The sequence below is a fragment of the Mycobacterium sp. genome, from assembly GCF_036490025.1.
Taxonomy (GTDB): Bacteria; Actinomycetota; Actinomycetes; order Mycobacteriales; family Mycobacteriaceae; genus Mycobacterium.
Genome location: NZ_DASXEP010000043.1, coordinates 33924 through 59507 on the forward strand (window position 1 = coordinate 33924; position 25584 = coordinate 59507).

At 65.1% G+C, this 25584-nt stretch carries 27 protein-coding genes and 1 pseudogene; 15 read left to right on the plus strand and 13 right to left on the minus strand.

From position 1 onward, the window contains the following. Nucleotides 1-50: 50 nt before the first annotated feature. Nucleotides 51-704, minus strand: a complete 654-nt coding sequence (locus VGG53_RS05155; protein WP_331516935.1) for a TetR/AcrR family transcriptional regulator — start codon at nt 702-704, stop codon at nt 51-53. A 136-nt stretch (nt 705-840) separates the two neighbouring features. Here VGG53_RS05155 and VGG53_RS05160 point away from each other — a divergent pair, with 136 nt between their 5' ends. Then, nucleotides 841-2319 carry a cytochrome P450 gene (locus VGG53_RS05160; protein WP_331516907.1) on the plus strand — a complete coding sequence of 493 codons (1479 nt, stop codon included), beginning with the start codon at nt 841-843 and terminating at the stop codon, nt 2317-2319. Here VGG53_RS05160 and VGG53_RS05165 read toward each other — a convergent pair. The 3 genes from VGG53_RS05165 to VGG53_RS05175 form a co-directional block, all read right to left on the minus strand. Beyond that, complete coding sequence (locus tag VGG53_RS05165; RefSeq protein WP_331516908.1) at nt 2316-2798, minus strand: homocitrate synthase; 483 nt, start codon at nt 2796-2798, stop codon at nt 2316-2318. The two genes, VGG53_RS05160 and VGG53_RS05165, sit on opposite strands and share 4 nt — an antisense overlap. 177 nt (nt 2799-2975) lie before the next feature. After that, nucleotides 2976-4418: a FadR/GntR family transcriptional regulator gene (locus VGG53_RS05170; RefSeq protein WP_414688886.1), complete on the minus strand. Its 1443-nt coding sequence runs from the start codon at nt 4416-4418 to the stop codon at nt 2976-2978. Nucleotides 4419-4440: 22 nt separating this feature from the next. Continuing rightward, complete coding sequence (locus VGG53_RS05175; protein ID WP_331516910.1) at nt 4441-5634, minus strand: thiolase family protein; 1194 nt, start codon at nt 5632-5634, stop codon at nt 4441-4443. A 60-nt stretch (nt 5635-5694) separates the two neighbouring features. On the opposite strand from VGG53_RS05175, the gene VGG53_RS05180 reads away from it, so the two are divergent. Further along, nucleotides 5695-6045, plus strand: coding sequence for a Zn-ribbon domain-containing OB-fold protein (locus VGG53_RS05180; protein ID WP_414688887.1), 351 nt, complete (start codon nt 5695-5697; stop codon nt 6043-6045). 79 nt (nt 6046-6124) lie between these two features. On the opposite strand, the gene VGG53_RS05185 is transcribed toward VGG53_RS05180, so the two are convergent. Together VGG53_RS05185 and VGG53_RS05190 are read right to left on the minus strand one after the other, a co-directional pair. Next, entirely contained in the window at nt 6125-8290 is a 2166-nt protein-coding gene (locus VGG53_RS05185; protein ID WP_331516912.1) for an acyl-CoA dehydrogenase, read from the minus strand. Between the two features lie 95 nt (nt 8291-8385). Continuing rightward, nucleotides 8386-9144 (minus strand): SDR family NAD(P)-dependent oxidoreductase, encoded by a 759-nt coding sequence (locus VGG53_RS05190; RefSeq protein ID WP_331516913.1) that lies wholly within the window; start codon nt 9142-9144, stop codon nt 8386-8388. A 99-nt stretch (nt 9145-9243) separates the two neighbouring features. Here VGG53_RS05190 and VGG53_RS05195 point away from each other — a divergent pair, with 99 nt between their 5' ends. Both VGG53_RS05195 and VGG53_RS23960 read left to right on the plus strand, forming a co-directional pair. Continuing rightward, nucleotides 9244-10779 carry an ATP-dependent DNA ligase gene (locus tag VGG53_RS05195; protein ID WP_331516914.1) on the plus strand — a complete coding sequence of 512 codons (1536 nt, stop codon included), beginning with the start codon at nt 9244-9246 and terminating at the stop codon, nt 10777-10779. A 689-nt stretch (nt 10780-11468) separates the two neighbouring features. Next, nucleotides 11469-12167, plus strand: a pseudogene (locus tag VGG53_RS23960) (phosphatase PAP2 family protein); the annotation flags it as partial. Nucleotides 12168-12230: 63 nt separating this feature from the next. Here the strand turns inward: VGG53_RS23960 and VGG53_RS05205 are convergent. After that, on the minus strand, nt 12231-13169 hold the full coding sequence (locus tag VGG53_RS05205) for a D-2-hydroxyacid dehydrogenase family protein (RefSeq protein ID WP_414688888.1): 939 nt from the start codon (nt 13167-13169) through the stop codon (nt 12231-12233). 96 nt (nt 13170-13265) lie between these two features. Between VGG53_RS05205 and VGG53_RS05210 the strand changes: the two genes are divergently transcribed. Both VGG53_RS05210 and VGG53_RS05215 read left to right on the plus strand, forming a co-directional pair. Next, nucleotides 13266-13439 carry a CsbD family protein gene (locus VGG53_RS05210; protein ID WP_331516916.1) on the plus strand — a complete coding sequence of 58 codons (174 nt, stop codon included), beginning with the start codon at nt 13266-13268 and terminating at the stop codon, nt 13437-13439. A gap of 139 nt (nt 13440-13578) precedes the next feature. Further along, the gene (locus VGG53_RS05215) at nt 13579-13860 is read left to right on the plus strand and encodes a GlsB/YeaQ/YmgE family stress response membrane protein (protein ID WP_331516917.1); all 282 of its coding nucleotides are present in this window, start codon (nt 13579-13581) and stop codon (nt 13858-13860) included. 10 nt (nt 13861-13870) lie between these two features. On the opposite strand, the gene VGG53_RS05220 is transcribed toward VGG53_RS05215, so the two are convergent. After that, the gene (locus VGG53_RS05220; protein WP_331516918.1) at nt 13871-14350 is read right to left on the minus strand and encodes a VOC family protein; all 480 of its coding nucleotides are present in this window, start codon (nt 14348-14350) and stop codon (nt 13871-13873) included. Between the two features lie 74 nt (nt 14351-14424). Between VGG53_RS05220 and ppk2 the strand changes: the two genes are divergently transcribed. Further along, nucleotides 14425-15303: a polyphosphate kinase 2 gene (ppk2, locus tag VGG53_RS05225; protein WP_331516919.1), complete on the plus strand. Its 879-nt coding sequence runs from the start codon at nt 14425-14427 to the stop codon at nt 15301-15303. Nucleotides 15304-15336: 33 nt separating this feature from the next. Here ppk2 and VGG53_RS05230 read toward each other — a convergent pair whose 3' ends face one another. After that, nucleotides 15337-16077 carry an SDR family oxidoreductase gene (locus tag VGG53_RS05230; protein ID WP_331516936.1) on the minus strand — a complete coding sequence of 247 codons (741 nt, stop codon included), beginning with the start codon at nt 16075-16077 and terminating at the stop codon, nt 15337-15339. Between the two features lie 383 nt (nt 16078-16460). Continuing rightward, nucleotides 16461-16604 carry a long chain fatty acid-CoA synthetase Faa4p gene (locus VGG53_RS05235; RefSeq protein ID WP_331516937.1) on the minus strand — a complete coding sequence of 48 codons (144 nt, stop codon included), beginning with the start codon at nt 16602-16604 and terminating at the stop codon, nt 16461-16463. A gap of 536 nt (nt 16605-17140) precedes the next feature. Between VGG53_RS05235 and VGG53_RS05240 the strand changes: the two genes are divergently transcribed. The 3 genes from VGG53_RS05240 (at nt 17141) to VGG53_RS05250 (ending at nt 20280) form a co-directional block, all read left to right on the plus strand. Then, complete coding sequence (locus tag VGG53_RS05240) at nt 17141-17800, plus strand: cutinase family protein (RefSeq protein ID WP_331516938.1); 660 nt, start codon at nt 17141-17143, stop codon at nt 17798-17800. A gap of 186 nt (nt 17801-17986) precedes the next feature. Next, nucleotides 17987-19162 carry a DUF1611 domain-containing protein gene (locus VGG53_RS05245; protein ID WP_331516920.1) on the plus strand — a complete coding sequence of 392 codons (1176 nt, stop codon included), beginning with the start codon at nt 17987-17989 and terminating at the stop codon, nt 19160-19162. Next, the gene (locus VGG53_RS05250) at nt 19159-20280 is read left to right on the plus strand and encodes an alanine/ornithine racemase family PLP-dependent enzyme (protein WP_331516921.1); all 1122 of its coding nucleotides are present in this window, start codon (nt 19159-19161) and stop codon (nt 20278-20280) included. Before VGG53_RS05245 ends, VGG53_RS05250 begins: the two co-directional genes overlap by 4 nt. A 101-nt stretch (nt 20281-20381) precedes the next feature. Here the strand turns inward: VGG53_RS05250 and VGG53_RS05255 are convergent, their stop codons facing one another. Together VGG53_RS05255 and VGG53_RS05260 are read right to left on the minus strand one after the other, a co-directional pair. After that, a complete protein-coding gene (locus VGG53_RS05255; protein ID WP_331516922.1) occupies nt 20382-20675 on the minus strand; it encodes a type II toxin-antitoxin system RelE/ParE family toxin in 294 nt (97 codons plus the stop codon). Beyond that, on the minus strand, nt 20672-20941 hold the full coding sequence (locus tag VGG53_RS05260; protein WP_331516923.1) for a type II toxin-antitoxin system ParD family antitoxin: 270 nt from the start codon (nt 20939-20941) through the stop codon (nt 20672-20674). Before VGG53_RS05260 ends, VGG53_RS05255 begins: the two co-directional genes overlap by 4 nt. 461 nt (nt 20942-21402) lie before the next feature. Between VGG53_RS05260 and VGG53_RS05265 the strand changes: the two genes are divergently transcribed. Beyond that, entirely contained in the window at nt 21403-21570 is a 168-nt protein-coding gene (locus tag VGG53_RS05265; protein ID WP_331516924.1) for a hypothetical protein, read from the plus strand. A gap of 32 nt (nt 21571-21602) precedes the next feature. Here VGG53_RS05265 and VGG53_RS05270 read toward each other — a convergent pair whose 3' ends face one another. Further along, a complete protein-coding gene (locus VGG53_RS05270) occupies nt 21603-22208 on the minus strand; it encodes a TetR family transcriptional regulator (protein WP_331516925.1) in 606 nt (201 codons plus the stop codon). 108 nt (nt 22209-22316) lie between these two features. On the opposite strand from VGG53_RS05270, the gene VGG53_RS05275 reads away from it, so the two are divergent. The 4 genes from VGG53_RS05275 (at nt 22317) to VGG53_RS05290 (ending at nt 25577) form a co-directional block, all read left to right on the plus strand. Then, nucleotides 22317-22862 (plus strand): isoprenylcysteine carboxylmethyltransferase family protein, encoded by a 546-nt coding sequence (locus tag VGG53_RS05275; RefSeq protein WP_331516926.1) that lies wholly within the window; start codon nt 22317-22319, stop codon nt 22860-22862. Between the two features lie 638 nt (nt 22863-23500). After that, nucleotides 23501-24271 (plus strand): glucose 1-dehydrogenase, encoded by a 771-nt coding sequence (locus tag VGG53_RS05280; RefSeq protein WP_331516927.1) that lies wholly within the window; start codon nt 23501-23503, stop codon nt 24269-24271. Between the two features lie 68 nt (nt 24272-24339). Further along, complete coding sequence (locus VGG53_RS05285) at nt 24340-25221, plus strand: enoyl-CoA hydratase/isomerase family protein (protein WP_331516928.1); 882 nt, start codon at nt 24340-24342, stop codon at nt 25219-25221. Then, nucleotides 25218-25577, plus strand: a complete 360-nt coding sequence (locus VGG53_RS05290) for a hypothetical protein (RefSeq protein WP_331516929.1) — start codon at nt 25218-25220, stop codon at nt 25575-25577. The genes VGG53_RS05285 and VGG53_RS05290 overlap by 4 nt, the downstream gene beginning before the upstream one ends. Nucleotides 25578-25584 lie beyond the last annotated feature (7 nt).

Sequence of the window (25584 nt, forward strand, 5' to 3'; positions counted from 1 at the left end):
CCCCGCTCCGCGGGCCGCATCGTCGTCGCCTGGCGCGGCCTGATAGCCCGCTAAGGCTTGCCGCCCCACAGCGCGTTGAGCCACAACGCCTCGAGCACCCGCACACCGCGCTGCACGTCGCCGTCGTCACCAAGAAAGGCGCTGTCGCCGGACAGCATCTGCGCGGTGGTGACCGACAGTGTGCGCACCAACGTCGGGATGTCGTCGCTGATCGGGTGGGCAGTGCCGGCTCGCAGCTCGTCTTTGACGATGTCGATGATCTGCCTGACCACGCCTTCGACCTGCTGGTCGAGCAGATCGCGGATCTCGGCGTCGGTGTTGCGCGCGGCGTTGCACGCCGACATCACCGGGTCGTTGTGGGCATAGACCGCCGCGGCACTTCCGACCATCCGCTCGGCGAACGCCGCCGGTGATTCGTCAGCGCCGCGCGGTGCGAAGTACTCGGTGAGCTCCTCGAGTTCACGTGTCGCGTCGGCGAGGATCTGCGCCAGCACCGCGTATTTGGAGTCGAAGTAGAAGTAGAACCCCGACCGGGCCACCCCGGCACGGTCGCTGATCGTGCTCACCGACAGCTGCGCGAACGGCTTCTCCTCGAGCAGTTCGCGCACCGCTTGCACGATGGCATGCCGCTGCCGGTCACCCCGACGCCGCGGAACCGGCACAACCGAGGCTTGCTCAGCCGCTCGGTCGGCCCCCTGCTCGATGCGCACCTTTCGACCTTGCACTACGCCACCCGCAAAAGGAAACTTGACAGCCGTCAAGTTGCAGCTGAGGATGGGAAGTGGTGACCTCTGCCACACAGTCGATCCACCCTCTGCGCGCCCCACAGAAGGACAGTCAATGGCGACCATCAGCACCACCGATTATCTGCTCGATCAGGCCAAGCGCCGATTCACCCCGTCGTTCAACAACTTTCCCGGCATGGCTGCGGTCGAACAGAGACTGCTGCACACCAATTGGACGCCCAGGAAGCTCGCGGATCCGCCGCCGCGCAGCGGACTCAAGCCGGTCATGGGCGATCGGGGTCTGCCGGTCCTCGGCCACATCATCGAGATGCTGCGTGGCGGACCGGACTACCTGCTGTTCCTGTACCAAACCAAAGGTCCGGTCATATTCGGTGACTCACCGGTTCTGCCGGGCGTCGCGGCGCTGGGTCCAGACGCAGCCCAGGTCATCTACTCAAACCGGAACAAGGACTACTCGCAGCAGGGCTGGGTGCCGGTGATCGGCCCGTTCTTCAACCGCGGCCTGATGTTGCTCGATTTCGAAGAGCACATGTTCCACCGGCGGATCATGCAGGAAGCGTTCATCCGCTCCCGGCTGGTCGGCTATGTCGAGCAGATGGACCAGGTCGTCTCGCAGGTCGTGGCCAACGACTGGGTGGTCAACGACCCGCGTTTTCTGCTCTACCCGGCAATGAAGGAGCTCACCCTCGACATCGCGTCGATGGTGTTCATGGGTCACGAACCGGGTACCGACCACGAGCTGGTGACCAAGGTGAACAAGGCTTTCACCGTCACCACCCGCGCCGGAAACGCGATCATCCGCAGCAGCGTGCCGCCGTTTACCTGGTGGCGCGGTCTGCAGGCTCGTGAGCTGCTGGAGAACTACTTCCGTGAGCGCGTGAAGGAGCGCCGCGGCAAGGAGGGCAACGACCTCCTAACTGTCCTGTGCCACACCGAAGATGAGGACGGCAACAGCTTCTCCGACGAGGACATCGTCAACCACATGATCTTCCTGATGATGGCCGCGCATGACACCTCGACATCGACCACGACAACGATGGCCTACCACCTGGCCGCCAACCCCGAGTGGCAGGAACGCTGCCGCGACGAATCCGATCGGCTGGGCGATGGTCCGCTGGACATCGAGTCACTGGAAAAGCTGGAGTCGCTTGATTTGGTGATGAACGAGGCGATCCGGCTGGTGACACCGGTGCAGTGGGCGATGCGCCGGACTGTGCGCGACACCGAGTTGCTGGGCTACTACCTCCCTGCGGGCACGAACGTCATCGCGTACCCGGGGATGAACCATCGCCTACCCGAGATCTGGACGGATCCGCTGAAATTCGATCCCGACCGGTTCACCGAGCCGCGCAGCGAGCACAAACGGCACCGTTACGCGTTCACGCCGTTCGGCGGCGGCGCGCACAAGTGCATCGGGATGACGTTCGGGCAGTTGGAGATCAAGACGATCATGCACCGGCTGCTGCGCCGCTACCGCCTTGAGCTGCCCCGCCCGGGTTATCAGGCGAAGTGGGACTACGGCGGCATGCCGATCCCGATGGACGGTATGCCGATCGTGCTGCGCCGGCTCTAACCGTTCCCGGCGTAGAGCCGGTTCGCGCAGGCGATGACCGCCGACAGCGCGGACTGCGTCGGATCCTCCGAGCACCCCATCGCCCACTCGGCACGGCAACCGTCGGTGCCCTGGATGAAGGTCGCGGTCGTGTCATCCGACTGCAGCTGATGAAACCGCAGCATCTCGATCGCGACGCCGTGCTCGTACAGCATCGCGGTCAGCGCGGCGACCGGTCCAGTCGCGGTGGCGGTCGCGGTCTCGATGCGATCACCTAGCGCCAACGTGGCATGGAATGTTCGCGACCCCAGCCGGGTGGCGGGACGGTCGGTGTCGGTGCAGTGCCATTGCCCCAGCCGCAGCGGACCCGCGCTCGGCGCGTAAGTGGTGGTGAAGGTGCTCCACGACATGGTGTCGGCGTCTTCCCGGAGTCCCCGCGGAAGCGGAATGCCGTCGAACAACAGTGTCGACGATTCGGATGGAGCGAGGCTGATTGTCATGTGCCGGTCTTCTCTGGTCTGAAGGAGTGACCGACGGGTAGTAGCTTCCGACCCACAGCGGGGGGTCGGTCTGGATCAGACCCCGCTGCGGGTGCTGGCTACTACGAGAAGATGTTGCACGATTGCCGACACTAGCCGCCGATGATCCGACGATGCAACTTCTTTTATCAGCAGGGGTCAAAGCCGCCAGGACGCGGCGGCATCCAAGTGGCGTCGGATGCGGTGACGGGCCAGGCTGTCGTCACCGTACGCGATCGCCTCGATGATTCGCAGGTGAGCGTGTCGCACGTCGACGAGATCGCCGTGACTCGGGATCGGCTGGTCGGTGCCGGCCCAATGCCGGCGAAAGAGTTCGACGAGGATCCGCAGGAACAACTCCAGCACGGCATTACCGGCCAGTGCCGCCAACCCGGTGTGGAACAGGAACTCCTCGACACCCGCCTTGCGCGGATCATCGCCTGCTTCCTCGATCATCACCCGATGCCTGTTCAGGAAGGCGCGCACCTCCGGTGCGTCGCGATGGCTGACCACCTTGGCGACGTTGTCGATCTCGATCGCATCGCGTATCAGGGTCAGGTCTTCACGGCGAGGCTGGCGGTATTGGAGGTAGAGCGCGATGGTGTCAATGCTGGCCTGCGCCTGAGGTTCTGCCACAACCAACCCACCACCGGGCCCTCGTCGCGTCGTTGCGACCGCGTGATACTCCAACAGCCGCACCGCTTCTCGAAGCACTGCCCGGCTCACCCGGTAGCGTTCCAGCAGCGCGACTTCGCTTCCGAAGACCTTGCCGACCTGCCAGCCGCTGCTGGCGATGTCGTCGCGGATGGCGGCGGCCAACACTTCGGCGAGCTTGCCCGGTGACGCTTTCCGGTCGGCTCCGCGCCGTTTGCGCGGACGGCCGCCGGGGTGATGATGGTCTTGCAGCCACTTGGTCACCGACTCCGCGTGGCGTTCGCTCAATGTCATGGCCCGTGCCGCGTCACCGGCGGTGACCGCGGCGACGATGGCCGAGTGTTCCCGATGCCGGTGCTCGAACGCCTCGAGCGCGTCGTTGGCGGACTCCAATCGCGAGCCTTCGGCATACCGGACGGTCAACCGCATCAGGATATCGATAAATAGTTGCAGCACTGGGTTTTTGGACTGCTCGGCCAGCACGGCGTGAAAGTCGTCGCTCGGCGCCCCCCGATCGGGTTTGCGGTCTTGCTCGGCGCGCAAGACAGTGCGGAGCCGCTCGATGCCCGCTTCATCGATGTGCTGCGCGGCACGCGACGCCGCCAACGGTTCCAATAGCAGTCGCGCATCCAGCAGATCGCCGATCGTGGTGCCCAGGTATTCCAGATAGATGATGACGGCGTGGGTGGCCGGGGCCGCGTCGGGCTTGCAGACCAGCAGCCCGCCGTTTGGGCCACGACGCATCCGTGCGACCTGGTGATGCTCGACGAGTCGAACGGCTTCCCGCAACACCGACCGGCTCACCCGGTAACGCTGTTGCAGCGCCTGCTCGGAACCCAGCGACTGCCCGACCGGCCAGCCGCGTCGGATGATGTCGGCCTCGATGCGACGCGCAATCTGTGACGCTCGCTTATCGGGCCGGCGCCCGGCAGCAGCGGGCACGCTCAATTGCGCGCTCGCACAGGGTGACTCAGCACGTCAGCAACATGCATCCGGCGATCGGGCCGCCGCCCACCGCGGCCACCGCGACCTCGGGCCGCCGCGTTACCTGGCGCTCCCCCGCCTCACCGCGCAATTGCACACAGGCCTCGTGCAGCAGCCAATAGCCGTGCATGCGGCCGGCCGACAACTGGCCACCGTAGGTGTTCAGCGGCAGTGTGCCGTTCAGGGCGATCCGCTCGGCCCCCTCGACGAATGGCCCGGCCTCGCCGTCGCCGCAAATGCCCAGCGCTTCCAGCCAGGCGAAGGTAAGGAAGGTGAACCCGTCGTAGAGTTCGGCGAGGTTCAGATCGGCGGGCGCCAGATCGGTCCGCGACCACATCTGTGCCGCCGCATCTGCCGACGCCATCTTCGGATAGTCGGCGCGGTGAAACCAGCCGCCCGCGCCGTTGCTGCCCCCGATCGCCTCCACTTTCACCGCCCGATGCGGGCAGTCGCCGGCATAGCCGGCTGTCGACACCACCACCGCGATCGAACCATCGATCGGCACGTCGCAGTCCAGCAGGCCCAACGGCAGAGACACCGGTCGCGCGTCCAGATAGTCCGCCATGGTCATCGGATCGCGATACACCGCATGGGGATTCAGCGCCGCGTTACGGCGGCTGTTGATCGCCAGCCAGCCCAGCTGCTGCTTGGTTGTTCCGTACAGCTCCATATGGCGGCGACAGTTCAGCGCCAGCCAGTTCGCTGCGGAATACGCTTGGGCGGCAACGAGATCGTTGACATCGTCCATCGGGCCGACAGCGGGTGGCAGCTCGCCCTCGGGCGTTTCGAACATCTTCGCGAGCGGCGGAGTGGGCGCATTCTCGTCCTGCTTCACCGGTACTGTGCCACCCAGCATTTGGATCGTCCGGTAGATGATCACGTGTCGCGCCTGGCCTTCGGAGACCGCACGGCAGGCCGAGATCACCGGGTTCAGCAGGCCGCCGGTGCTGAAACCCGACCCGCAGTCGGACGCATGGATGCCCAGGGCGGCGTTGACCTCGGCGGCGGGAGTGTCGCCCAGGGTGGCGATCCCGTCGATATCCGTGGCAGCCAAGCCGGCATCCTCGATCGCAGCCCGGACCGCTTCCATCGTCAGGTCCAGCCCGGGAATGCCGGTGCGGCGGCCGATTCGGGAGATACCGATGCCGGAAATGATCGCGTCTTTTTCGAAGTAGCTCATCTGCGCCGTCCGTTAGACCAACCCGCTGCTGACCAAGCCAACGCAATTGAGTGTACTGTATTGCCCGTGTCAACCGAGGCGACGTCCCAGCTGCTCATCGAGCACTGCGACAACTGCGGGCACTGGGTCCACCCCGCGGCCGGCGAATGCCGCGATTGCGGCGGCGCGTTGGTCGCACGGCCGGTCTCGGGTCAGGGCACCGTATTCACCTACACGATCAACTACCACGCCTTCAACCCCGAGATCGCGACGCCATACGTCATCGCTCTCGTCGAGCTTGCCGAGCAGAGCGGACTACGGATCGCAGCCAATATCGTTGACTGCGAACCTGATTCAGTGACATGCGGGATGCGCGTTGAGGCCCTGCCGGAGCCCGGCCCAGGCGGCGCGGCGCGCTTCGCGCCCGCTTGAGCCAGCGCGAGCAGACGCAAAAGCCCGCGACACGCCGCTTGTGCGGGAGCTTTTACGTCTGCTACCCAGGGCGAGTCCGCTAGTTGATCAGCGGATCGCGCGGCATGCCCAGGATCCGCTCGGCGATCTGATTGCGGGTCACCTCGGAGGTGCCGCCGGCGATCGCCATACCGCGGGCGCCCATGACCAGGCGGCCGGCCAGCACGCCGGGCCCGTCGAGCAGCGCGACCTCGGGACCTACCAGCGCAGCCGCGATCGCCGCGCCCTCGATCATGTGGTCTGCCAATTTCAGCTTGGTGATGTTGCCTTCCGGACCGGGGCCGGCCCCTTCGACGCTGCGCGCGATGCGGCGCAAATTCAGCAGCCGCAAAGCATTCTCCTCGGCGAGGTATGACCCCACCCGAATCTGCCCGCCCGCCAACCGGTCCGGCTGATCCCGGACCTGCTGAACCAGCTGCGCCGCCAGCCCTTCGTAGAACGACCCACTGCCGCCGATGCTGACCCGCTCGTTGCCCAGCGTTGCTCTCGCGACCGTCCAGCCCGAGTTAGGCGGCCCGACAACATCTTCGTCGGGCACGAACAAGTCGTTGAAGAACACCTCGTTGAAATCCGACCCGCCGGTTATCTGGCGCAGCGGCCGCACCTCGACGTCGGGGGCGTTCATGTCGACGATCACCGTGGTGATGCCGGCGTGCTTGGGCGCCTCCGGGTCGGTGCGCACGGTGGCCAGCCCGCGCGCGCAATAGTGTGCCCCACTGGTCCACACCTTCTGCCCGTTGATCTTCCAGCCGCCGTCCACCCGGGTAGCGCGGGTCTTGATGGACGCCGCGTCCGAGCCTGCCTCGGGCTCCGAGAAGAGCTGGCACCAGACTTCGTCCTTGCGCAGCGCCTTTTCCACGAATCTTTCGATCTGCCAAGGCGTTCCGTGCTGCACCAGCGTCAGGATCACCCAGGCGGTGATTCCGTAGTCCGGGCGTTTGATGCCCGCAGCCCGAAACTCCTCCTCGATCACCAACTGCTCCACCGCGTCGGCGGCCAGACCCCACGGCTTGGGCCAATGCGGCATCACATAGCCGGTCTCGATCAGCTTGTCGCGCTGGGCCTGCTTGTCCAGCGCGGCGATCTCGGCGGCGTCGGTGCGAATCCGGGCCCGCAATTCCTCGGCCTCAGGCGGCAGATCCAGGCTGTTCTCCCGGGCGACGCCGGTGGCGGTGCGCTCGAACACATCGCGGGCCGGTGCGTCGCCGCCGAACAGCGCCGTGGTCACCAACGCTCGACGCAGGTGCAGGTGTGCGTCGTGCTCCCAGGTGAAACCGATACCGCCATGCACCTGAATGTTGAGTTCGGCGTTGCGCGCATAGGCCGGAAACGCCAGTGCGGCAGCCGAAGCGGCCGCGAGCCGGAACTGGTCCTCGTCCTCCGAAGCCGCCCGGGAGGCATCCCATACCGCGGCGATCGCCGACTCGCTGGCGACGACCATGTTCGCGCAATGATGCTTGACCGCCTGAAACGTCGCGATGGTGCGGCCGAATTGCTGGCGCACCTTGGCGTAGTCGACGGCGGCGTCGACGCAGTCGGCGGCCCCACCGACCGCCTCGGCGGCCAGCAGTGTGCGGGCCCGGGCCAGTGCCGATTCTCGTGCGCCGCGGAGGACGTCACCGTCGCCGACGGTGACGTTCTGCAGCCGGACACGCCCGGAGCGCCGGGTCAGATCCAAGTTCTCCGGCACCTCGACCGACACACCGGAGCGGCCGCGGTCGACAACGAGCACATCGTCACCGACCGCGACCAGCAGCAGCTCACCCGCACCGGCGCCCAGCACGATGCCGGCCACACCGTCGGCGACGCCGTTGGTGATCCGTACGTCGCCGTCCAAGCCGATACCCGCGGTGACGGTCCCGTCTATCAGTCCCGGCAGCAGCCGCGACTTCTGTTCGGCGGAGCCGTCTTTGGCGATCACCGCCGAGGCAATGACGGTCGGCACGAACGGCCCTGGCGCCACCGCACGCCCGAGTTCGTCGATGACCACCACGAGCTCGGGCAGCCCGTATCCCGAGCCGCCGTGTTCTTCGTCGATGTGCAGGCCGAGCCAGCCGAGCTCGACCAGGTTCTGCCAGAACGGCGGGCGGCCCTCGTCGGGCGCATCCAACAGCGAGCGCGACGCCCAGCGGACCTTCTGCGAAGTGAGAAACGCGCGGGCGACCTCGGCGAGTTCGCGGTGGTCGTCGGTCAGTGCGATACCCATGGCAGGGCCTTCCTCTTGGACGCCGTTGGCCGGTGGAAAGGAGTGTACTTAAATCGGATGGCCACCAACCGGGTGGTCGGTCGACCGCTAGATCGTCACTTGGGCGCGAACCGCTGTCCGGCGTCCAGTCGCAGGCACTGGCCGTTCAGCATCGGGTTGTCCACGATGGCCGCGACCAGCTTGGCGTACTCCTCCGGACGGCCCAGTCGCTTCGGGAACGCCGCGTCTTTGGTCAGCGCGGTGGCGTATTCGTCGGGGATTCCTTTGGTCAATCCGGTGGCGAACAGGCTTGGTGCGATCGCCAGCACGCGGATACCCAACGACCCGAGGTCGCGCGCCATGGTCAGGCACATGCCGGCGATGCCGGCTTTGGCGGCGGTGTAGGCGACCTGGCCGATTTGGCCCTCGAACGCCGCGATCGATGCGGTGTTGATGATGACGCCGCGCTCGTCGTCCTCGGGTTCGTTCTGGCTCATGTAACTGGCCGCCAACCGGCTGATGTTGAACGATGCGATGAGGTTGAGATCGATGACCGACTGGAACGACTCGAGATCGTGCGGACCGGATTTCGACATCGTGCGCTTGGCGATGCCGCCACCGGCCGTGGTCACCGTGACATGCAGACCACCCAGTTTGTCGACCGCGGCCTTCAAGGTCTCCTCGGTGCCGGCGAAGTCGGTGACGTCCACCGGGTAGAAGGTGCCGCCGATACCGGCCGCCACGTCCTTTCCGTCCGACCCCTCGCGGTCGAGCACTGCGACGCTGGCCCCGTGGGCATGCAGCAACTCGGCGCTCGCGCGGCCCATACCCGAGGCGCCGCCGATGACGACGACCTTCTTGCCGTTGATCTCCATCCAAACCTCCTTGGTTGTTCGCGACCGGGTGCCCGCGCTTTAGCTGCACGTTATCGCGGCCCGACGTGACGTTGTCGGCCAGGCGTGTAAAGCTGGGCTGTGCTGCTGATCGACGTGGCGACGACCTCAGTTGACGTAGGCGGCTCTGCGTCGCGGCTGGCCAAGATCGCGAGGATCGCCGAGTTGCTCAATCGGGCGAAGTCCGATGCCGCACTGGTCGCGATCGTGGTGGCGTGGCTTTCCGGCGAGCTGCCGCAGCGCCAAATCGGGGTGGGCTGGGCGGCTTTGCGGTCGTTGCCGCCTCCGGCGGCGCAGCCCAGCCTGACCGTTCTCGGTGCCGACGCCACCCTGTCGACGATCGGCGGGGCCGCGGGCAAGGGCTCGCAGTCGCGACGCGCCAAGCTGGTGAGCGAATTGTTCGCATCCGCAACAGAAGTCGAGCAGACCTTTCTGCGGCGCCTTTTGACCGGTGAGCTGCGCCAGGGCGCGCTGGTCGGCGTGATGGCCGATGCGGTCGCCGCGGCGATAGAGATTCCGGCCGCGACGGTGCGGCGGGCGGCCATGCTCGGCGGCGACCTGCCGGCAGTCGCAGCGGCCGGCCTGATCGGCGGGACGGCGGCACTGGATGCCTTCACCCTGCGGGTGGGCCGGCCCGTCGGCCCGATGCTGGCGCAGACCGCCGCAGGGGTCGCCGAAGCATTGGAGAAGCTCGGCGGCACAGCGGTTTTCGAGGCGAAGCTGGACGGCGCCCGAGTGCAGATACACCGGTCGGGTGATCAGGTCACCGTGTACACCCGAAGCCTCGACGACGTCACCGGGCGGTTGCCCGAGGTGGTCGAGGCGACACTGGCGTTGCCGGTCCGCGAGCTGATCGCCGACGGCGAGGCGATCGCGCTGCGCCCCGATGGCCGACCGCAGCCCTTCCAGGTCACCGGGTCGCGCTTCGGCCGGTCGGTCGATGTCACGGCAGCCCGCACCGCACAGCCGCTTTCGGTCTTCTTCTTCGACATCCTGCACCGCGACGGCATCGACCTGCTCGACGCACCGACCAGCGAGCGCACTGCGGCGCTCGACGACATCGTGCCCGCGCAGAACCGGGTCGACCGTCTGATCACCTCGGAGCCGGCCGCTGCCGGCGAATTCCTGGATACGACACTGGCCGCGGGGCACGAGGGCGTGATGGCCAAGTCGCTGACTGCACCGTATGCGGCGGGCCGCCGCGGGGTCGGCTGGCTCAAGGTCAAACCGGTCCACACGCTGGATCTGGTGGTGCTGGCCGTCGAGTGGGGGTCGGGCCGGCGCAAGGGCAGGCTGTCCAATATTCATCTGGGCGCCCGCGACCCGGCCGCCGGCCGCTATGTGATGTTGGGCAAGACCTTCAAAGGTATGACCGACGCGATGCTCGAATGGCAGACGGCGCGGTTTCAAGAACTCGCCGTCGGCGGCACCGACGGCTACGTCGTGCAGGTGCGACCGGAGCAGGTGGTCGAGGTGGCGTTTGACGGCATCCAGGCATCGTCCCGCTACCCCGGTGGTTTGGCGCTGCGGTTCGCTCGGGTCCTGCGTTACCGCGACGACAAAGGGCCCGACGATGCCGACACCATCGACACTGTGCGCGCCCTGCATCGGGGTTAGGCTGCCAGCGGCCAGGTTCGGTCGCGGCAGAAGTTCTCCCCGTGCTGCGAGCCGCAATTACCATGACATTCAAGGCAATTCGCGGCAGGGCTATACCGCTGACCGAAGGCAACTCGATACCGTCACAATTGTTCGCACCATCCGGGCTGATCTCCACCGCCAGCGAATTCACAGCCCCCGCATAGCCACACATGTTGCAGCACTGCGTCTGCGTTAAAACCCTTCGCCTACAGCGCGTTTGGCAGATGGTTTGGTTTAATGGCAGTTGCCGATAAGAATGAACAGATGGCGAACAGCCGGAAAAGGATAAGGTTGGACTGGTGGCAGTAACAACCGATCGCCGGGTCCGGCTGTTCAAGCGTGATCCGCAGGCCGGGGGCCGCCTGAGTCGGCCGTCCACCGCGCGGTCGCAACACGCCGAGTCCCCCGGCAAAGCCGATCCGGCCGGCCGCGAGCGTTGGCTCACGTGGGCACGCCGCGCGGCCGTCGCCACCTGGGCTCTGGTGGTGACCTATCGGACCGCCACCAACGGGGTTGCGTTCAACCGCGAACTGTTGCTGCTCTACATCGTCACCGGACTCATGGTCGCGAGCATCGGCCGCGGGCACAAGGTGTTCGCGGTCATGCGCGACTGGTTGCCGTTCGCGCTTGTGCTGGTGCTCTATGACCTCAGCCGGGGTGCCGCCGACATGCTCGGCGCGCCTACCCTCTGGCGATTCCAGCCCGACGCGGATCGCTGGTTGTTCTTCGGCACCGTCCCGACCGTGTGGTTGCAGGAACGCATCAAGCTGCCGCAGCCACCATGGTGGGAAGTGCTTATCAGCAGCATCTACATGTCGTTCTTCATCCTTCCTTACGTGGTCGCCGGCGTGCTCTGGCTTTACAACAGGACCGATTGGGCGGCATTTGTCCGCCGGTTCGTCGCGTTGTCCTTCGCCGCTGTTGTCATTTATGTGGTCTTGCCGGCGGCCCCGCCGTGGGCGGGCGCGCGCTGCACACCGGCCGACATCGCCGCCGGCCCGTCCAACGCGCCCTGCATGTACCGGAGCCCGGCCGGTGTTCCCGACGGCGGGCTGCTGGGCGCGATGCATATGAGCCGGCCGGGCGCCAACCTGTTCGTCGAGCGGATCTCCACCCGTGGCTGGGGAACGCTACATCTGCAGTCGGCCGGGGCACTGGTCAACTCCGGGCAGGCCAGTGTGAATCTGGTCGCGGCGATTCCCTCATTGCACGCCGCGTTGACCGCGATGATCTCGATTTTCTTGTGGCGGCGGGTCAGGCGCGGATGGCGGCCGCTGCTGGTGATCTATCCCGTGGCGATGGCGTTCGTGCTGGTGTACTCCGCCGAACACTTCGTCGTCGACATCCTGCTGGGCTGGGCGCTTGCGGCGGCGGTGTCAGCGGTAGCCGGTCTGGTTGACGCGTGCTGGTCGCGCCGCCGTGCGTCGAAATCAGCCGCCGCTACGCCGGCTCAGCCAACGGGAGATCTTGGCCGCGGCCTCACCGTAGAAGACCCGGTAGACCTGCTCGGCGACGTAGCCGATGTGCGGCGTGGCGACCACGGTGTCCAGCGACCGCAGCGGGTGCCCGGCCGGCAGCGGCTCGGTGTCGAAGACGTCGAGACCGGCTCCGCCGAGCCGCCGCGATCGCAGGACGTCGATCAGAGCCGGCTCGTCGACGATCGGGCCGCGAGATGTGTTGACTAGCAACGCCGTCGGTTTCATCAGTCCCAGTTCGGTGCTGCCGACCAGGCCGCGGGAGCGTTCACTGAGCACCAGATGGATGGTCAACACGTCGGCGCGGCTGAACAACTCGTTTTTAGACACGTAGGTCGCACCGGCTTGTTCGGCGGCCTCGGGGGTCAGGTTGGTGCTCCACGCGATGACCTCCATGCCGAACGCCTTGCCGACGTGGGCCACCCGGCTGCCGATGCGCCCCAATCCCAGGACACCCAGCACAGTGCCGCCCAGTTGTCGGCCGACGGCGGTCTGCCAACCGTCGGCACGCACGGACACAGATTCGTCGACGATCCGGCGGGCGGCGGCCAGGATCAGCGCCCAGGTGAGTTCGACCGTCGACTCCACGTAGCCACCGGTGGTGCTGACGTAGATGCCGCGTTCCTTGGCGGCCGCGATGTCGACGGAGGCGTTGAACGGCCCAGTCGAGGCGATCATCTTCAGCCGCGGCAGGCGCTCGATGACGTCACGCAGCAACGGGGTGCGCTCGCGCATCACGCAGACGATGTCGAACGGCGCCAGCCGCCGGATAACGGCGTCGTGATCGGCGAGGTGGTCGTTGAACACGGTGATCTCGGCTTTGGCGGCCACCTCCGACCAGTCAGCCATGCTCAGCGCGACATTTTGGTAATCGTCGAGAATCGCGACCCGCATCGTGTCAATCTCGCATACCTGGTTTGACCGCCGTGGTGGCCGGGTATTAATCCCGACGCAAAGCAGCACTGTTCAGAACAGAGGGAGCTGAAGCGCATGGGAGCCCACGAAAAGGCGAGCAACAAGATCGACGATGTCGCCGGCAAGGCTAAAGAGGCCCTCGGCAGGGCCACCGGTGACGACGACACGCGCGCCGAGGGGAAGCTCGACCAGGCAAAGTCCAGCCTCAAGGACGCAGGCGAGAAGGTGAAGGACGCCTTCAAGCACTAGCTGCAACGAGCCAGCAGAGAGGACGGCCACCGGTGCACCAGACCCCGGTGGCCTTCCGCTTTTCAAGGCACCACGCAAGGACCTCTTGAGTGGGACCGGCGCAAACGGGTAACCGAGGATCTACTGCCAAGGAGCGGAAATGATCGGAACGGTTGTCGGGGCAATCTTCGTCGGGCTGATCGTTGGAGCCCTGGCGCGCCTCATCTTGCCGGGCAAGCAGAACATCGGCGTCATCGTGACGATTCTGCTCGGTGCCATCGGCTCGTTTGTTGGATCGTGGGTCAGCTACAAGCTCGTCTACCCTTCGGAACGAGGCGGATTCGCGCTTACCGCCTTTCTGGTCGGGATCATCATCGCCGTCGTTTTGATCGCGATTTACGTGGGCATCACCGGTAAACGGGGCAGCAACACCACTCGATGATTTGGTGTCATCAAGGCGCGGTCCAGTGCGCGCCGGAGACGTTGCTTTCGACGGGTTCGCTGATGCCGAAAACGAACGGCGCGAACACAATTTCACGACCATCCGGATCGCGATAGGTGACCGATCCGGTCGCCTCCCAATACGGATGAGAATCAACCGGCCTGACGCCTGCCGCCGTCAGTCGTGCGGTCGCTTGCTGTTGGGCCGCGGTGCCCGGAAAATACAGGCACAACTGCTCGTGATCATCGACGGCAACCGCTTCGGTGGCCTCGACGATCTCGAAAGTCAGCGCCGATCCCGGCAAGCCGAATATCGCCCCGGTGCTGCCATAGCTGTCCTCGAACGTGGCGCATAGCGGCAGGCCGACCAGGTCGCGGTAGAAGCGCACGGTGTCCTCGAAATGTGCTGAGCGCCGAGCGAATCGGAGCGCACCGATCGACGCCAATTCGTCGGGCCAACCGTCGTTGGACGGGTATGCCAATTGAGCCATAGCGATGAGGCTAAAACCTCAACCATGCTTAAGGTCAAGAGTCTCCTCTGCCCAATTTGCGCTAGCGTCGGGTCATGGCAGAGATAGATTTAGGAACCCTGTCGACGCCCGAGCATGGATACATCGTCGACGACAGTGATGACGACGATCCCGTTCTGCTTGACCGAAACGGCCAACATGTCGACACCTGGCGTGAGCGATATCCCTACGACCACCGCATGCCCGACGATGAATACGAGCACCTGAAGCGGCGGCTTCAAATCGAACTGCTCAAGCTACAACAACACGGCAAACGCACAGGCGCCCGTCACGTGATCGTGTTCGAGGGCAGGGACGCGGCCGGCAAGGGCGGCACCATCAAGCGATTCATGGAGCACCTGAACCCGCGCAGCGCGACAGCTGTGGCCTTGGAGAAGCCGACCGAACGCGAACAAACGCAGTGGTATTTCCAGCGCTACATCGGCCACCTGCCGGGGGGCGGCGAGATGGTTCTGTTCGACCGGTCATGGTACAACCGCGCCGGCGTCGAAAAGGTGATGGGCTTCTGCACCCCCGAGGAGCACGCTGAATTCCTCCGGCAGGCACCTCTTTTCGAACGGATGCTGGTCAACGACGGCATCAGCTTGACCAAGTTCTGGTTTTCGGTTTCACCGGCCGAACAACGGACCCGGTTCGCCATCCGACTCGTAGACCCGGTACGGAAGTGGAAGTTTTCGCCGACGGATATGGAGTCGCTGAATCGATGGGACGACTACACCGCGGCGAAGGAGGAGATGTTTGCCGCGACCGATACCGATGCCGCGCCGTGGATAGTTGTCAAGAGCAACGACAAGAAGCGGGCCCGCATCAACGCCATGCGTTACCTGCTCGCCAAATTCGACTACGACGACAAGGACGCTGACATCGTGGGCGAGCCGGATCCGTTGATCGTGGGACGGGCGTTGGCCGACTGACCCATCCCTCGGTCGGCGAGACCGCTACATCGGCTACCCGGCCCCCTTGCCGTTGTCGACCCGGTAGACGGCGCCGTGGATAGCGGCTGCGGCGTCGCTGGCCAGGAAGGCGATCACATTCGCCACGTCGAGGGGTTGCATCATGCCGCGCGGTGAGGCCGTGCGCATGATCAGGTCGTAGTTCGGGTTCTCTGGCGCGGTGAACTGTTCGATTTGCGGCGTCAGCATGCCGCCCGGACAAACGGCGTTGACGCGCAGGCGATCCGCTGTGTACTCCACGGCCAGAGCGCGGGTGAGCCCGATCAGGCCATGCTTGGCGGCGCAGTAGCCGGCCGAATAGGCCTGGCCTTCGACGCCGGCGATGGAGCTGACATTGACGATGTTGCCGCCTCGCTCCAGCAGATAAGGCAGTGCGGCCCTGCACAGGTGGAACGGCCCGTCGAGGTTGACCGCCAGATCTTGGGTCCAGTCGTCGTCGGTCATCGACTCCGTGCGGCGCATCTGGTGTCGGCCAGCAACGTTGACCAGGACGTCCAGGCCACCCAATTCTCGGACACACTGCTCGACCGCATCCCTACAGGCCTGTGCCGATGCGATGTCCACCGACGCGTATGCACCATGCTCGACGTCGGCGAAAACATCCGCCAACCGTGCGGTGTCCCGGCCGATACCGAAAACCGTTGCGCCCTGGCGTGATAGCAGCCGGGCGGTCTCGGCACCGAGGCCCGACGACGCACCGGTCACAAACGCGATCTTGCCCTCGAGCGCCGGCATACGTTCATTCACCACCCTGGCGCACCCCGGAAGGAGCGCATCCGCGTAACGCTACTCCGCAACAACGCAAGCGGCGCAATAACTCTCAGCCCGAACAGCTCGACCATGGGCTGAGCCCGGAACCTGTGCCGGATGCGGCGCGCAGCTACCAACACGAGCAAATTGGCCGCCATCCTTCCCAACGCGATCCGACTCGTCCGCTTCTTCCAGGTCGACGGCGACCGCGCCCGCCGACCGAAGTAGTAGCCGACGCAAGCCGCCATTGCCAACGCGGCGAATGCCGCGAAAACCATCATGATGATGAGCGTTGTTCGTCACCGTCGCGGTGAGGTCACGCCCGAGATACACCTCGGCCAACAAATACGGCCAGTAGCTATTCGGCGCTAGCCGATCTCGGTGGTGACGTAGACGGCGACATAGCCGATTGGGATGCCGGTCCACGTTGCGATGCATTCCCGCGCCGCCGGTTCCACCGCCGCTCGACGGCTGGCGCGGGTGACTTTGCCGATTTCGGGAATCCGGATCATCCACCCGTCCGCGTCGCGAGTGACTTCGACATCGAAACACTGACCGACCGTTGGAGATTTGACGCGGGATGCGAAACGCTGTGTGCGGGCGCTACGCACCCGTCGTGGGCGCGCCAGCGCGGGCTGAATAGACATGGCCGCTTTCCTGAGTCGAGAACAAACCGCGCGCAAGCGTATTGCGAATACAAGCGAAAACCTAATCGACGACACCGACTCCCGCCGCGTTGCCGAAAAACGCAGCTTCAACTGCCGATTCGTTACGTGTTGTTTCACTTTCAGTCCGGCTGGTCACCTGCGGTTTCCTTTCCGGCCGCGGCGGCAGGAATGAACAGGGCCACACCGGGTGTTACAACGATCTGAGTTTGACCGTTGACAGCACCGATATCAAGATGACTGATGGCAGCGTCGCCAGGCCGCATTGCGCGTCCGTCATCCACCGCTCCAAAAAGCATCCTCGCCCAGCGAAAGGCACCAGCGTGCACGAGACAACCCGCTATGGACTGACGAGGGTCCTGCAGTGGACAGCGGTCCTGACGATGCTGTGGGCGGCGGCAGTCGCTGCCCCAGCGATCAGCACGGCGGCCGACGGTGGACCATGCGCGGACGTCGAGGTGATTTTCGCCCGCGGCACCCTGGAGCCACCCGGCCCCGGCGCGGTCGGGCAGCAATTCGCCGACGCGCTGACATCCCGCCTGGGCGGTACCTCAGTCGACGTATACCCGGTCAATTATCCTGCGTCACTGAACTTCTCACAAGCCGCCGACGGAATCACCGACGCCGCCAACAAAGTCCTCGACACGGTGAACACCTGCCCGAGCAGCAAAATCGTTCTGGGAGGCTATTCCCAGGGCGCGGCGATCGCGGCCTACATCACCGCCGACAGCGTGCCACCCGGTTACGCACTGCCCGAAGGCATCGCCGGTCCGTTGCCGCCCAACGTCGCCTCGCACGTTGCTGCGGTAACCCTGTTCGGCAAGCCGTCCAACGGGTTTCTGAACCTGGTCGATCGCAATGCCCCACCGATCAACATCGGGCCGCTGTATGCGAACAAGACGATCGACCTGTGCGCATCCCAAGACCCGGTGTGCTCATCGGGTCAAGGCTTCAGCCGCGCTGCCCACAGCTCCTACAAGACCAACGGCATGCCCGATCAGGCGGCTGACTTCACCGTCGGCGCGATCCACGGCGGGCGCTAAACCCTCTTTCGCTGTGCAGAGCCCTAGTGGCCTACCTGGACGTGCCGAGATGCGGCCTGCAGAACCGATCCGGTACGGTTAACCCGCCGGTAATATTGCCGGCCCTCAGGGCAGACCTCTCGCTGAGCGTTGGGCTCACCGCCCCGCCACGATCCCGTCGCCTTCTGAGACTTCTCAGAGGAGCTTATGACTTCGCTCGCCAGCGGTACCCCTTCTCTCGACGCGTCCTTACAGGGCGAGTGGACCCTTCGGGGAGCTCCCTTCGCGCTGCCTGCTGGTTCCACCGCGATCGTCTACTGCGAGGGCCAGTTCGGTGAGCAGGACGGCAAGACCGCCAACGGGTTGGTCCGGCACTCGGATAAGTACGAGATCCTCAGCGTCATCGACAGCCTACGGGCCGGAGTCGATGCCGGGAAGTTCCTCGACGGCACCGCCAACGGCATCCCGGTGCTGGCCTCGCTCGCCGAGTCCATCTCTCACGCCGGCCGCGTACCTGACTACCTGATCTGTGGGCTGGCGCCCGCCGACGGCCTGCTGTCAGAGGAGCAGCGGATCGTGCTGCTCGACGGCATCGCCCGCGGGATGCACATCATCAACGGCCTGCACGAGTTCCTCAACGACGACCCCGAATTCGTGGCGGCAGCAGTGATCGCCGGCATCACCATCACCGATGTACGCCGACCGAAGGCCAAGCGCGACCTGCATCTGTTCTCCGGCCGGATCTTCGACGTCACGTGCCTCAGGATCGCGATCCTGGGTACCGACGGGGCGATCGGGAAGCGCACCACCGCCACCTTGCTGGTCCAGGCGCTGAACGCGCGCGGCATCAAAGCGGTCATGGTCGGCACCGGTCAGACCACCTTGATCCAGGGCGGTAAGTACGGCGTCGCGCTGGATGCGCTAGTCCCCCAGTTCTGCTCGGGCGAGGTCGAGCACCAGGTCGTCGCCGCGTTCGAGGGTGAAGACCCCGACGTGATCGTGGTCGAGGGCCAGGGCGCGCTCAGCCACCCCGCGTACATCACGTCGGCTCACATCCTGCGCGGCAGCCGCCCGGCCGGCGTGATCGTGCAGCACGCGCCGAAGCGCGCGGTGCTCGGCGACTTCCCGATGGTGGCGATGCCGACCGCGGCCAGCGAGATCGCACTGATCGAGGCGTTCGTCGACACCCGCGTCATCGGGGTCACGATCAACCACGAAGAGATGACCGAAGACGAGCTGAGCAACGCCATCTCCGAGCATCATTCGCAGCTCGGCCTCCCGGTCACCGACCCTCTGACGCGCCCCGCGTCGGATCTGGTCGACATGGTGCTGACGGCCTTCCCCGCGCTCGCGGCGGCGGCCGACACGACCACCCCGGTGTGACGCTTCGGATCGAGACCGATCTGGGCAAGGTCGAGCAGAACACGCGGATCCTGGTTGACCGGCTCGCCGCGACGGGCATCCGGGTCACCGGGATCACCAAGGCCGTATTGGGCTCGCCGGGAGTCGGCGCGGCGATGCTGCGCGGCGGCGCCCGCGGCCTCGGTGATTCCCGGGTGCCGAACCTCGCCCGGTTGGCCGGACTCGACCGGTCACCGTTACGCATGTTGGTCCGCTCACCGATGCTCAGCCAGGCGGCACAGGTCGTTGACGTCGCCGACGTCAGCCTGAACACCGAGGCCGTCGTGCTGGCGGCGCTCGATCAGGCCGCGTCCCAGCAGAAGCGGATACACGCCGTCGTGCTCATGATCGAGCTGGGCGACCTACGCGAGGGCATCGCGCTCAACGAAGTCCCCGAGGCCGTGCGGGCCGTCCTCGGTCACTCCTCGCTCCGGCTCGTCGGGCTGGGCGCCAACCTCGCGTGCCAGAACGGTGTCGTGCCCGACGACCGGAACATGGGCATCCTCACCGGGCTCGCGAACGATATCGAGGCACAGCACGGGATCACGCTCGACGTCGTCTCAGGCGGAAACTCGGCGAACCTGAGCTGGGCACTGCAAACCGACGACGTCGGCCGGATCAACGAGCTGCGACTCGGCGAAGCCATCCTTCTCGGCGTCGATCCGCTGTACCGGACACCGATCCCCGGCCTGCACACGGACGCCTTCACCTTGACCGCCGAGGTCATCGAGGTCGCCGTGAAACCGGCTCAACCCTGGGGAGATCGTGCTCAGGCGGCCTTCGGCGAGGCGCCGGTCCGCACCGGCAGCCGGACCGTGCCCCAAGCAATCCTGGCGCTCGGCCGCCAGGATGTGGACCCGGACGGCCTGCAGCCACCCGAGGGCATCACCATCCTCGGGATGAGCAGCGACCACCTGGTGGTCGACCTGGGCGATCACCCTGTCGCGGTCGGCGACGAGATCGACTTCGGTGTCGGCTACGGCGCACTCGTGCGGGCGATGACATCGCCCTTCATCACCAAGATCGAGCACTTTGGCCGTTCCGTCGCACTTGAGGCGACCCAGGTGCCAACACCTCGGGCTGCCAGACGTTGGGGTTGAAGCTCAGGAGTGGAGCAAGGGGACTCGAACCCCACCGAACCTGGGAAACAGGTAATTGACACGTGGCCGAGTCGGCTACTCCGCAGCACCCTCTGGGTCACTCAGAACCGCCTCGTAATCGCGCCCGCCGTAGAAGACACCGATGATCGCCACGGTCTGGTCCAACGCAGCGAATGCAATAACGACCGTCGCCTGAAGCCGATTGTGCGCAGTCGGGACCTGATGTTGTCGCGCGCGCTGCCGCGATGCGGGAATGCGGCCAGCTCCTCGCAGTAAGCAACGATCGCTTCCGTGTACCGCGCCGCGACTTCGGCCGACCCCGCGGCGGCGATATAGCGGTACAGCTCGGCGAGCTGATCTTCCGCCTCGGGCGTGAAGACGACGCTGGGACTCACACGCTCCCAGCCCGCTCGGCGGCCAGCCGCGCCCGCACCCTCTGCGCAGTGACGGCGCGCGAAGGGTCGGCGACCACGGCGTCGTACGCCGCGGCAACCTCGTCACGAAGCCAGGCTTCAATAGCCTGATCGCGCGCGAACAATGCCCGCAGGCCCTCGCGGATCACCTCACTTTCGCTGGCGTATTCCCCTGAGCGCACCCGCTCGCGGAGCGCTTCAGCCATGTCGTTGGGGAGTGTGATGCTCAATTGCCGCGTCGTTCGCATGAGCGACCTCCATTGTTGAGTAGGACTGAATCCTACTCCTCCGCGCGGCGGGGGCGCCTGGGTGCTCAGGCGCGCCGCGAAACGCGGATATGGCTGTGATCCAGCGAGGATCACGACCGTGGTGTCGATCTTGCGGCGGATCGCCACGCCCGCACCGCGGCGCGGGCGAACGCCACCGCTTGCGGTGTGACATAACCCCATGAAATATCCAGGAAATAGGCCTCCACCTGCAATAACACAAAAATTGGTCCACTGATAAAGACCTACGCCCCGGGACTGCGGAGTGCGGCCGCCTCGCCGACTCCGGTCAGACCACCGCGTCGGTAGCGACTGCAAGACGATGGCCGGGCTGAGCGGCGTTGGGCTGACGAGATGTACAGCAGGTTCGCAGCTGTTCAGGAGGCGAAATCGGCGATTTCGGGTTAGCGTTGAGCCATCTCTTATTGCGTCAGGAGGTCACTGTGTGCCACTACCTCGTCACCATCGAGTTCGATGACGGCCAGCAATCGACTACGCGATACTCATCACCGAGTGACGTCAAAACCAAACTCGCCGAAGTCGTCAACGACCTGACCGACGAAGACGGTATCGAGCACTTTCGCAGCGTCACCGTCACCCAGGCTGCCTGAGACGGAGCTGCGGTCTTCGTTGTCACCCTTCCTCAGGGGATGGGGCTCGGATCGGCCAGGTAGCGCTGAACCGTTGGTCCGACCCATGCGACCAGATCCTCGATGTCAGCGGAGGCGGTTGGCTCGATTTTCAATTGGTAGCGCGCGAATGCCAGTCCTATGAGATGACTGGCCACCAACTCCACTCGCAGTTCGGCGTCGGCTACCCCGAATTCCGCGGCGACTTGCTGAGCAACCGGGCCGGCGATGTTGTCCTGCAATACGTTTCGCGCCCGCGGGTGGATCGGCGCTGATCGCCATAGGGCTACGAGTGGCTCGAAAACGACTCCTGCGTCCCAGCTTTCAATGAATCGACGCACCAGTCGGAGCCCGATCTGCTCGGTCCCCTCATCGAGGAGCGTGGCCAGCTGATGCAGCGGGTGCTCAGGTCCAGTGAGCGCAGCCGCGTTGATCAGCCCTTCCTTGTTGTCGAAGAAGTAATAGACCATCGCGACGTCGACGCCGGCGTCCGCAGCGATTGCGCGAACCGTGGCCCGCTCGTATCCGTCACGGATGAATCGCTTGCGCGCAGCGTCGAGGATGCGCTGCTTGCTCTGTTGTCCGGTCCGCCAGCGGCCCGGACGCCGCGCTTCTGGCATGGCCAACAGGATACTTCAACGGGTATTGAAGATTGTTTGCCGTGCGCGTACTTTGATGTTCAGCAGGAGTTGAAGTTTCGACGCATCGCTGGGCCAAGGAGGGGCGAGATGGTGGACGTAGCAGAGGCAACTGACCGGCGTCTGTGGTGGCGGCATCTGATTTCATTCCTGATCGCGCCGGTCACGATGACGCTGGTGACACCCCTGTTCATCGCGACCGCGAATGGTGTGCGTGCACCGGATCTGACGTCTCCCGCACGGATCGGGCTGGCGGTCATAGGCGGTCTCTTGATCGTCGTCGGGTTGGGCCTATTCGTGTGGACGAATACGCTTTTCGACCGAACAGGAAAGGGCACGCTGGGGGTCGGCAAACTACTCGGAGAGCCTGTCCATCTGGTGGTGCGCGGGCCGTACCGCCACGTGCGCAACCCGATGATCACCGGGGTGGTCTGCATTCTGCTCGCCGAGGCGGCCATCACCGCGGCCACACCGCTGCTCTTGTGGGCGGTAGCGTTTTTCGCAGTGTTGGCGGTGTTTATCCGCGGCTGGGAAGAACCCCATCTCAAAAAGCGCTACGGCGACGAATACCTCGAATACCGGCGCAACGTACCGGCATGGATTCCACGACTGTCGGCCTGGAATCCAAGTGGGTAGCGGCCGGGACGTGATGACGCATATGGGTATGTGGGTTCGGTGGGTGATTCTGCAAGTGTTTCACCAGGTCAAACAGTGGAGCTAAGGGGATTCGAACCACTTGCGAAACTGCTGGAAATGGCCATCTAGCTGCGCAGACACATTCGCGCAAGCAGCATTGATGACAATCCGCGACAACTCGCGACCAGCGGAAACCCGCCCCGCCTTTGGCAATGACAAACTGTCAAACGCGAGGAGCAACGAATGGGTATCACAGTGAACGACACCGCACTAACATCCCCATCGATGCCTCCGGACACTAAGCCATGAGTGACGGCGTGCACGACGTCAGCGACACCAACCATCGCCAAGTGCAGGCCAGCCGGCCACCGTGGACGAGGGCATAGCCGAACTGCTCGAAGCCGTTGGGGGCGGCCGGCATCGACACCCAGTTCTCGTGTCAGGGTGGCCGCGGCGCCGGATCCTTCGAACCCGCCTGTAGCTGGCCTGCCGGGCGTTTCGGTGCGCAACGACGAAGGACTGGCCGGGACCTGGTCGACTAACCCGTGCCAGCAAACTTACCGACGATGATAGTTCCGTTACGCTACATCTTGTATGGTAACCGCCAGACGACGCGTCGCGGTCGAGAGGACTCAACATTGGACAAACAAACACTTGGCGCCCTGTTCGACCTGACCGGCCGTACCGCCATCGTTACTGGTGGAACCCGCGGAATAGGTCTGGCCATCGCCGAGGGCCTGGCTGCCGCCGGCGCCAACGTGGTCGTCGCCAGCCGTAAGGCCGATGCGTGCGAAATTGCTGCCCAGCAGCTAAAAGCGTTAGGCGGCAAGGCTGTGGGTGTCCCGACCCACCTGGGTGATTTGGCGGCCATCGACGAGCTGACCACCCGCACCATCGACGAGTTCGGCGGCATCGACATCGTCATCAACAACGCCGCCAACGCCTTGACCCAACCGCTGGGTGAGATCACCCCCGAGGCCTGGTCGAAATCGTTCGCGGTCAACCTGCGGGGGCCGGTGTTCTTGGTTCAGTCCGCGTTGCCGCATCTGCGGGCCAGCGGCCACGCGGCCATTCTCAACGTCGTGTCCGCCGGCGCGTTCATCTTCTCCCCCGCGGTGTCGATGTACTCCGCAGCCAAAGCGGCGATGGTCTCGTTCACCCGATCGATGGCCGCCGAATTCGCCTCGGCCGGCATCCGCGTCAACGCCCTGGCGCCGGGATCAGTCGACACCGACATGGTCCGCAACAATCCGCCGGAGTTCATCAACGTTATGGCCGCGTCGGCACTCCTGCACCGCATCGCCGCACCCGACGAGATGGTAGCTCCGGCACTGCTTCTCGTCTCCGACGCCGGCAGCTTTATCACCGGCCAGACCATCATCGTTGACGGCGGGATGGTCGCCCGCTAGATAACCCGGTGCCGCTGATCGATTTGCGCCGGAACCTTCCTACACATCACAGAAAGGCGGTGAGCGAGATGACATCCACCACCTCACAAGGGTCGCCGCAGGCGTTGTCAACGGCGGCGCTGCGAGTCGAGAATCTCGATGACGGCGCGATCACCATCGTCACCATTGACCGCGCACACCGGCGCAACGCGCTGGACTCCCAAACCCTGGCCGAGCTGCACCAGGTGCTCGATGCCATTAACGCGAGCCCGACAATCCGGGTGGTGGTGCTCACAGGATCCGGCGGGGCTTTTTGTGCGGGCGCGGACATCAAATCCCGCCCTGAGGACTTCACCAACACCGATGCGACACCGTTCGCTGGCCTGCTGCGGGCGGCCACATCGACGGTCGCGGTGACGATGTCCGCGCAGGAACTGATGGCCTCGGCTTTCGAGAAGATCCACCGACTACGCCAACCAGTGATCGCCGCAGTCAACGGCGCGGCAGTCGGCGGAGGTTTCGCGCTGGCGCTGGCCTGCGACATCCGTTACGCCAACCCCGGGGCGTCGTTCGGCGCGGTGTTCATCCGTCACGGGGTCTCGGCCTGCGACATGGGAACCAGCTATCACCTGCCCCGCCTCGTGGGAGCTTCTCGGGCCGCCGAGTTGATGCTGACAGGACGCGTTTTCGACGCCACTGAAGCTGCCGCAATCGGGCTGGTGCTCGAGATCGTCGACGATGATGGCCTGCTAGAGCGGGCTGTCGATAAAGGCCGCGAGATCGCAGCCAACGCGCCGCTGGCCGTGTGGATGACCAAAGAGACCATGTGGCAAACCATTGACTCCCCGAGCCTGCGACACGCACTGGATATCGAGAACCGCACCCAGGTGATGTGCACTGCTACCGGTGAGCTGACCAACTCCTTCGCCGCTTTCCGCGAACACGGCGCACCGCAATGGAATCCGCTGTGACGCCAATCATTGATTACAGCGGCAAGACGGTCGTCATCACCGGCGCCGCGACCGGGGTCGGCGCCGAGCTGGTCACCCTGCTGCGCGGGGCTGGCCCCGAACGCATCATCGCCGTCGACATCAAGGCCTGCGACGGACCCGTCGACGACACGATCATCACCGACCTCGCCGATCCGAACGCGATCGACGACATGATTTCGCGTCTGCCGGCCGTCATCGACACACGCTGCCCACTGTTCCCGGACTCACGTGATCGTCGCCGAACACCGCACTCGCTGAGAGGGCCAGGCGCGGTCGCGCTATTGAACTGGCCGACGATGCTCGGGCTTGCTCGTCAGACGCTCGGCGCTCCATAGTCGACCG

Bases quoted from the DNA above. Each gene is read 5' to 3' on its own strand.
- VGG53_RS05240 (WP_331516938.1), top strand. From the start codon at position 17,141: ATGCTGTGGGCGGCGGCAGTCGCTGCCCCAGCGATCAGCACGGCGGCC.
- VGG53_RS05245 (WP_331516920.1), top strand. From the start codon at position 17,987: ATGACTTCGCTCGCCAGCGGTACCCCTTCTCTCGACGCGTCCTTACAG.
- VGG53_RS05160 (WP_331516907.1), top strand. From the start codon at position 841: ATGGCGACCATCAGCACCACCGATTATCTGCTCGATCAGGCCAAGCGC.
- VGG53_RS05220 (WP_331516918.1), bottom strand. From the start codon at position 14,350: ATGGCTCAATTGGCATACCCGTCCAACGACGGTTGGCCCGACGAATTG.
- VGG53_RS05285 (WP_331516928.1), top strand. From the start codon at position 24,340: ATGACATCCACCACCTCACAAGGGTCGCCGCAGGCGTTGTCAACGGCG.
- VGG53_RS05185 (WP_331516912.1), bottom strand. From the start codon at position 8,290: ATGGGTATCGCACTGACCGACGACCACCGCGAACTCGCCGAGGTCGCC.
- ppk2 (WP_331516919.1), top strand. From the start codon at position 14,425: ATGGCAGAGATAGATTTAGGAACCCTGTCGACGCCCGAGCATGGATAC.
- VGG53_RS05210 (WP_331516916.1), top strand. From the start codon at position 13,266: ATGGGAGCCCACGAAAAGGCGAGCAACAAGATCGACGATGTCGCCGGC.
- VGG53_RS05230 (WP_331516936.1), bottom strand. From the start codon at position 16,077: ATGCCGGCGCTCGAGGGCAAGATCGCGTTTGTGACCGGTGCGTCGTCG.
- VGG53_RS05165 (WP_331516908.1), bottom strand. From the start codon at position 2,798: ATGACAATCAGCCTCGCTCCATCCGAATCGTCGACACTGTTGTTCGAC.
- VGG53_RS05235 (WP_331516937.1), bottom strand. From the start codon at position 16,604: ATGATCCGGATTCCCGAAATCGGCAAAGTCACCCGCGCCAGCCGTCGA.
- VGG53_RS05190 (WP_331516913.1), bottom strand. From the start codon at position 9,144: ATGGAGATCAACGGCAAGAAGGTCGTCGTCATCGGCGGCGCCTCGGGT.
- VGG53_RS05205 (WP_414688888.1), bottom strand. From the start codon at position 13,169: ATGCGGGTCGCGATTCTCGACGATTACCAAAATGTCGCGCTGAGCATG.
- VGG53_RS05270 (WP_331516925.1), bottom strand. From the start codon at position 22,208: ATGCCAGAAGCGCGGCGTCCGGGCCGCTGGCGGACCGGACAACAGAGC.
- VGG53_RS05175 (WP_331516910.1), bottom strand. From the start codon at position 5,634: ATGAGCTACTTCGAAAAAGACGCGATCATTTCCGGCATCGGTATCTCC.
- VGG53_RS05275 (WP_331516926.1), top strand. From the start codon at position 22,317: ATGGTGGACGTAGCAGAGGCAACTGACCGGCGTCTGTGGTGGCGGCAT.
- VGG53_RS05215 (WP_331516917.1), top strand. From the start codon at position 13,579: ATGATCGGAACGGTTGTCGGGGCAATCTTCGTCGGGCTGATCGTTGGA.
- VGG53_RS05260 (WP_331516923.1), bottom strand. From the start codon at position 20,941: ATGCGAACGACGCGGCAATTGAGCATCACACTCCCCAACGACATGGCT.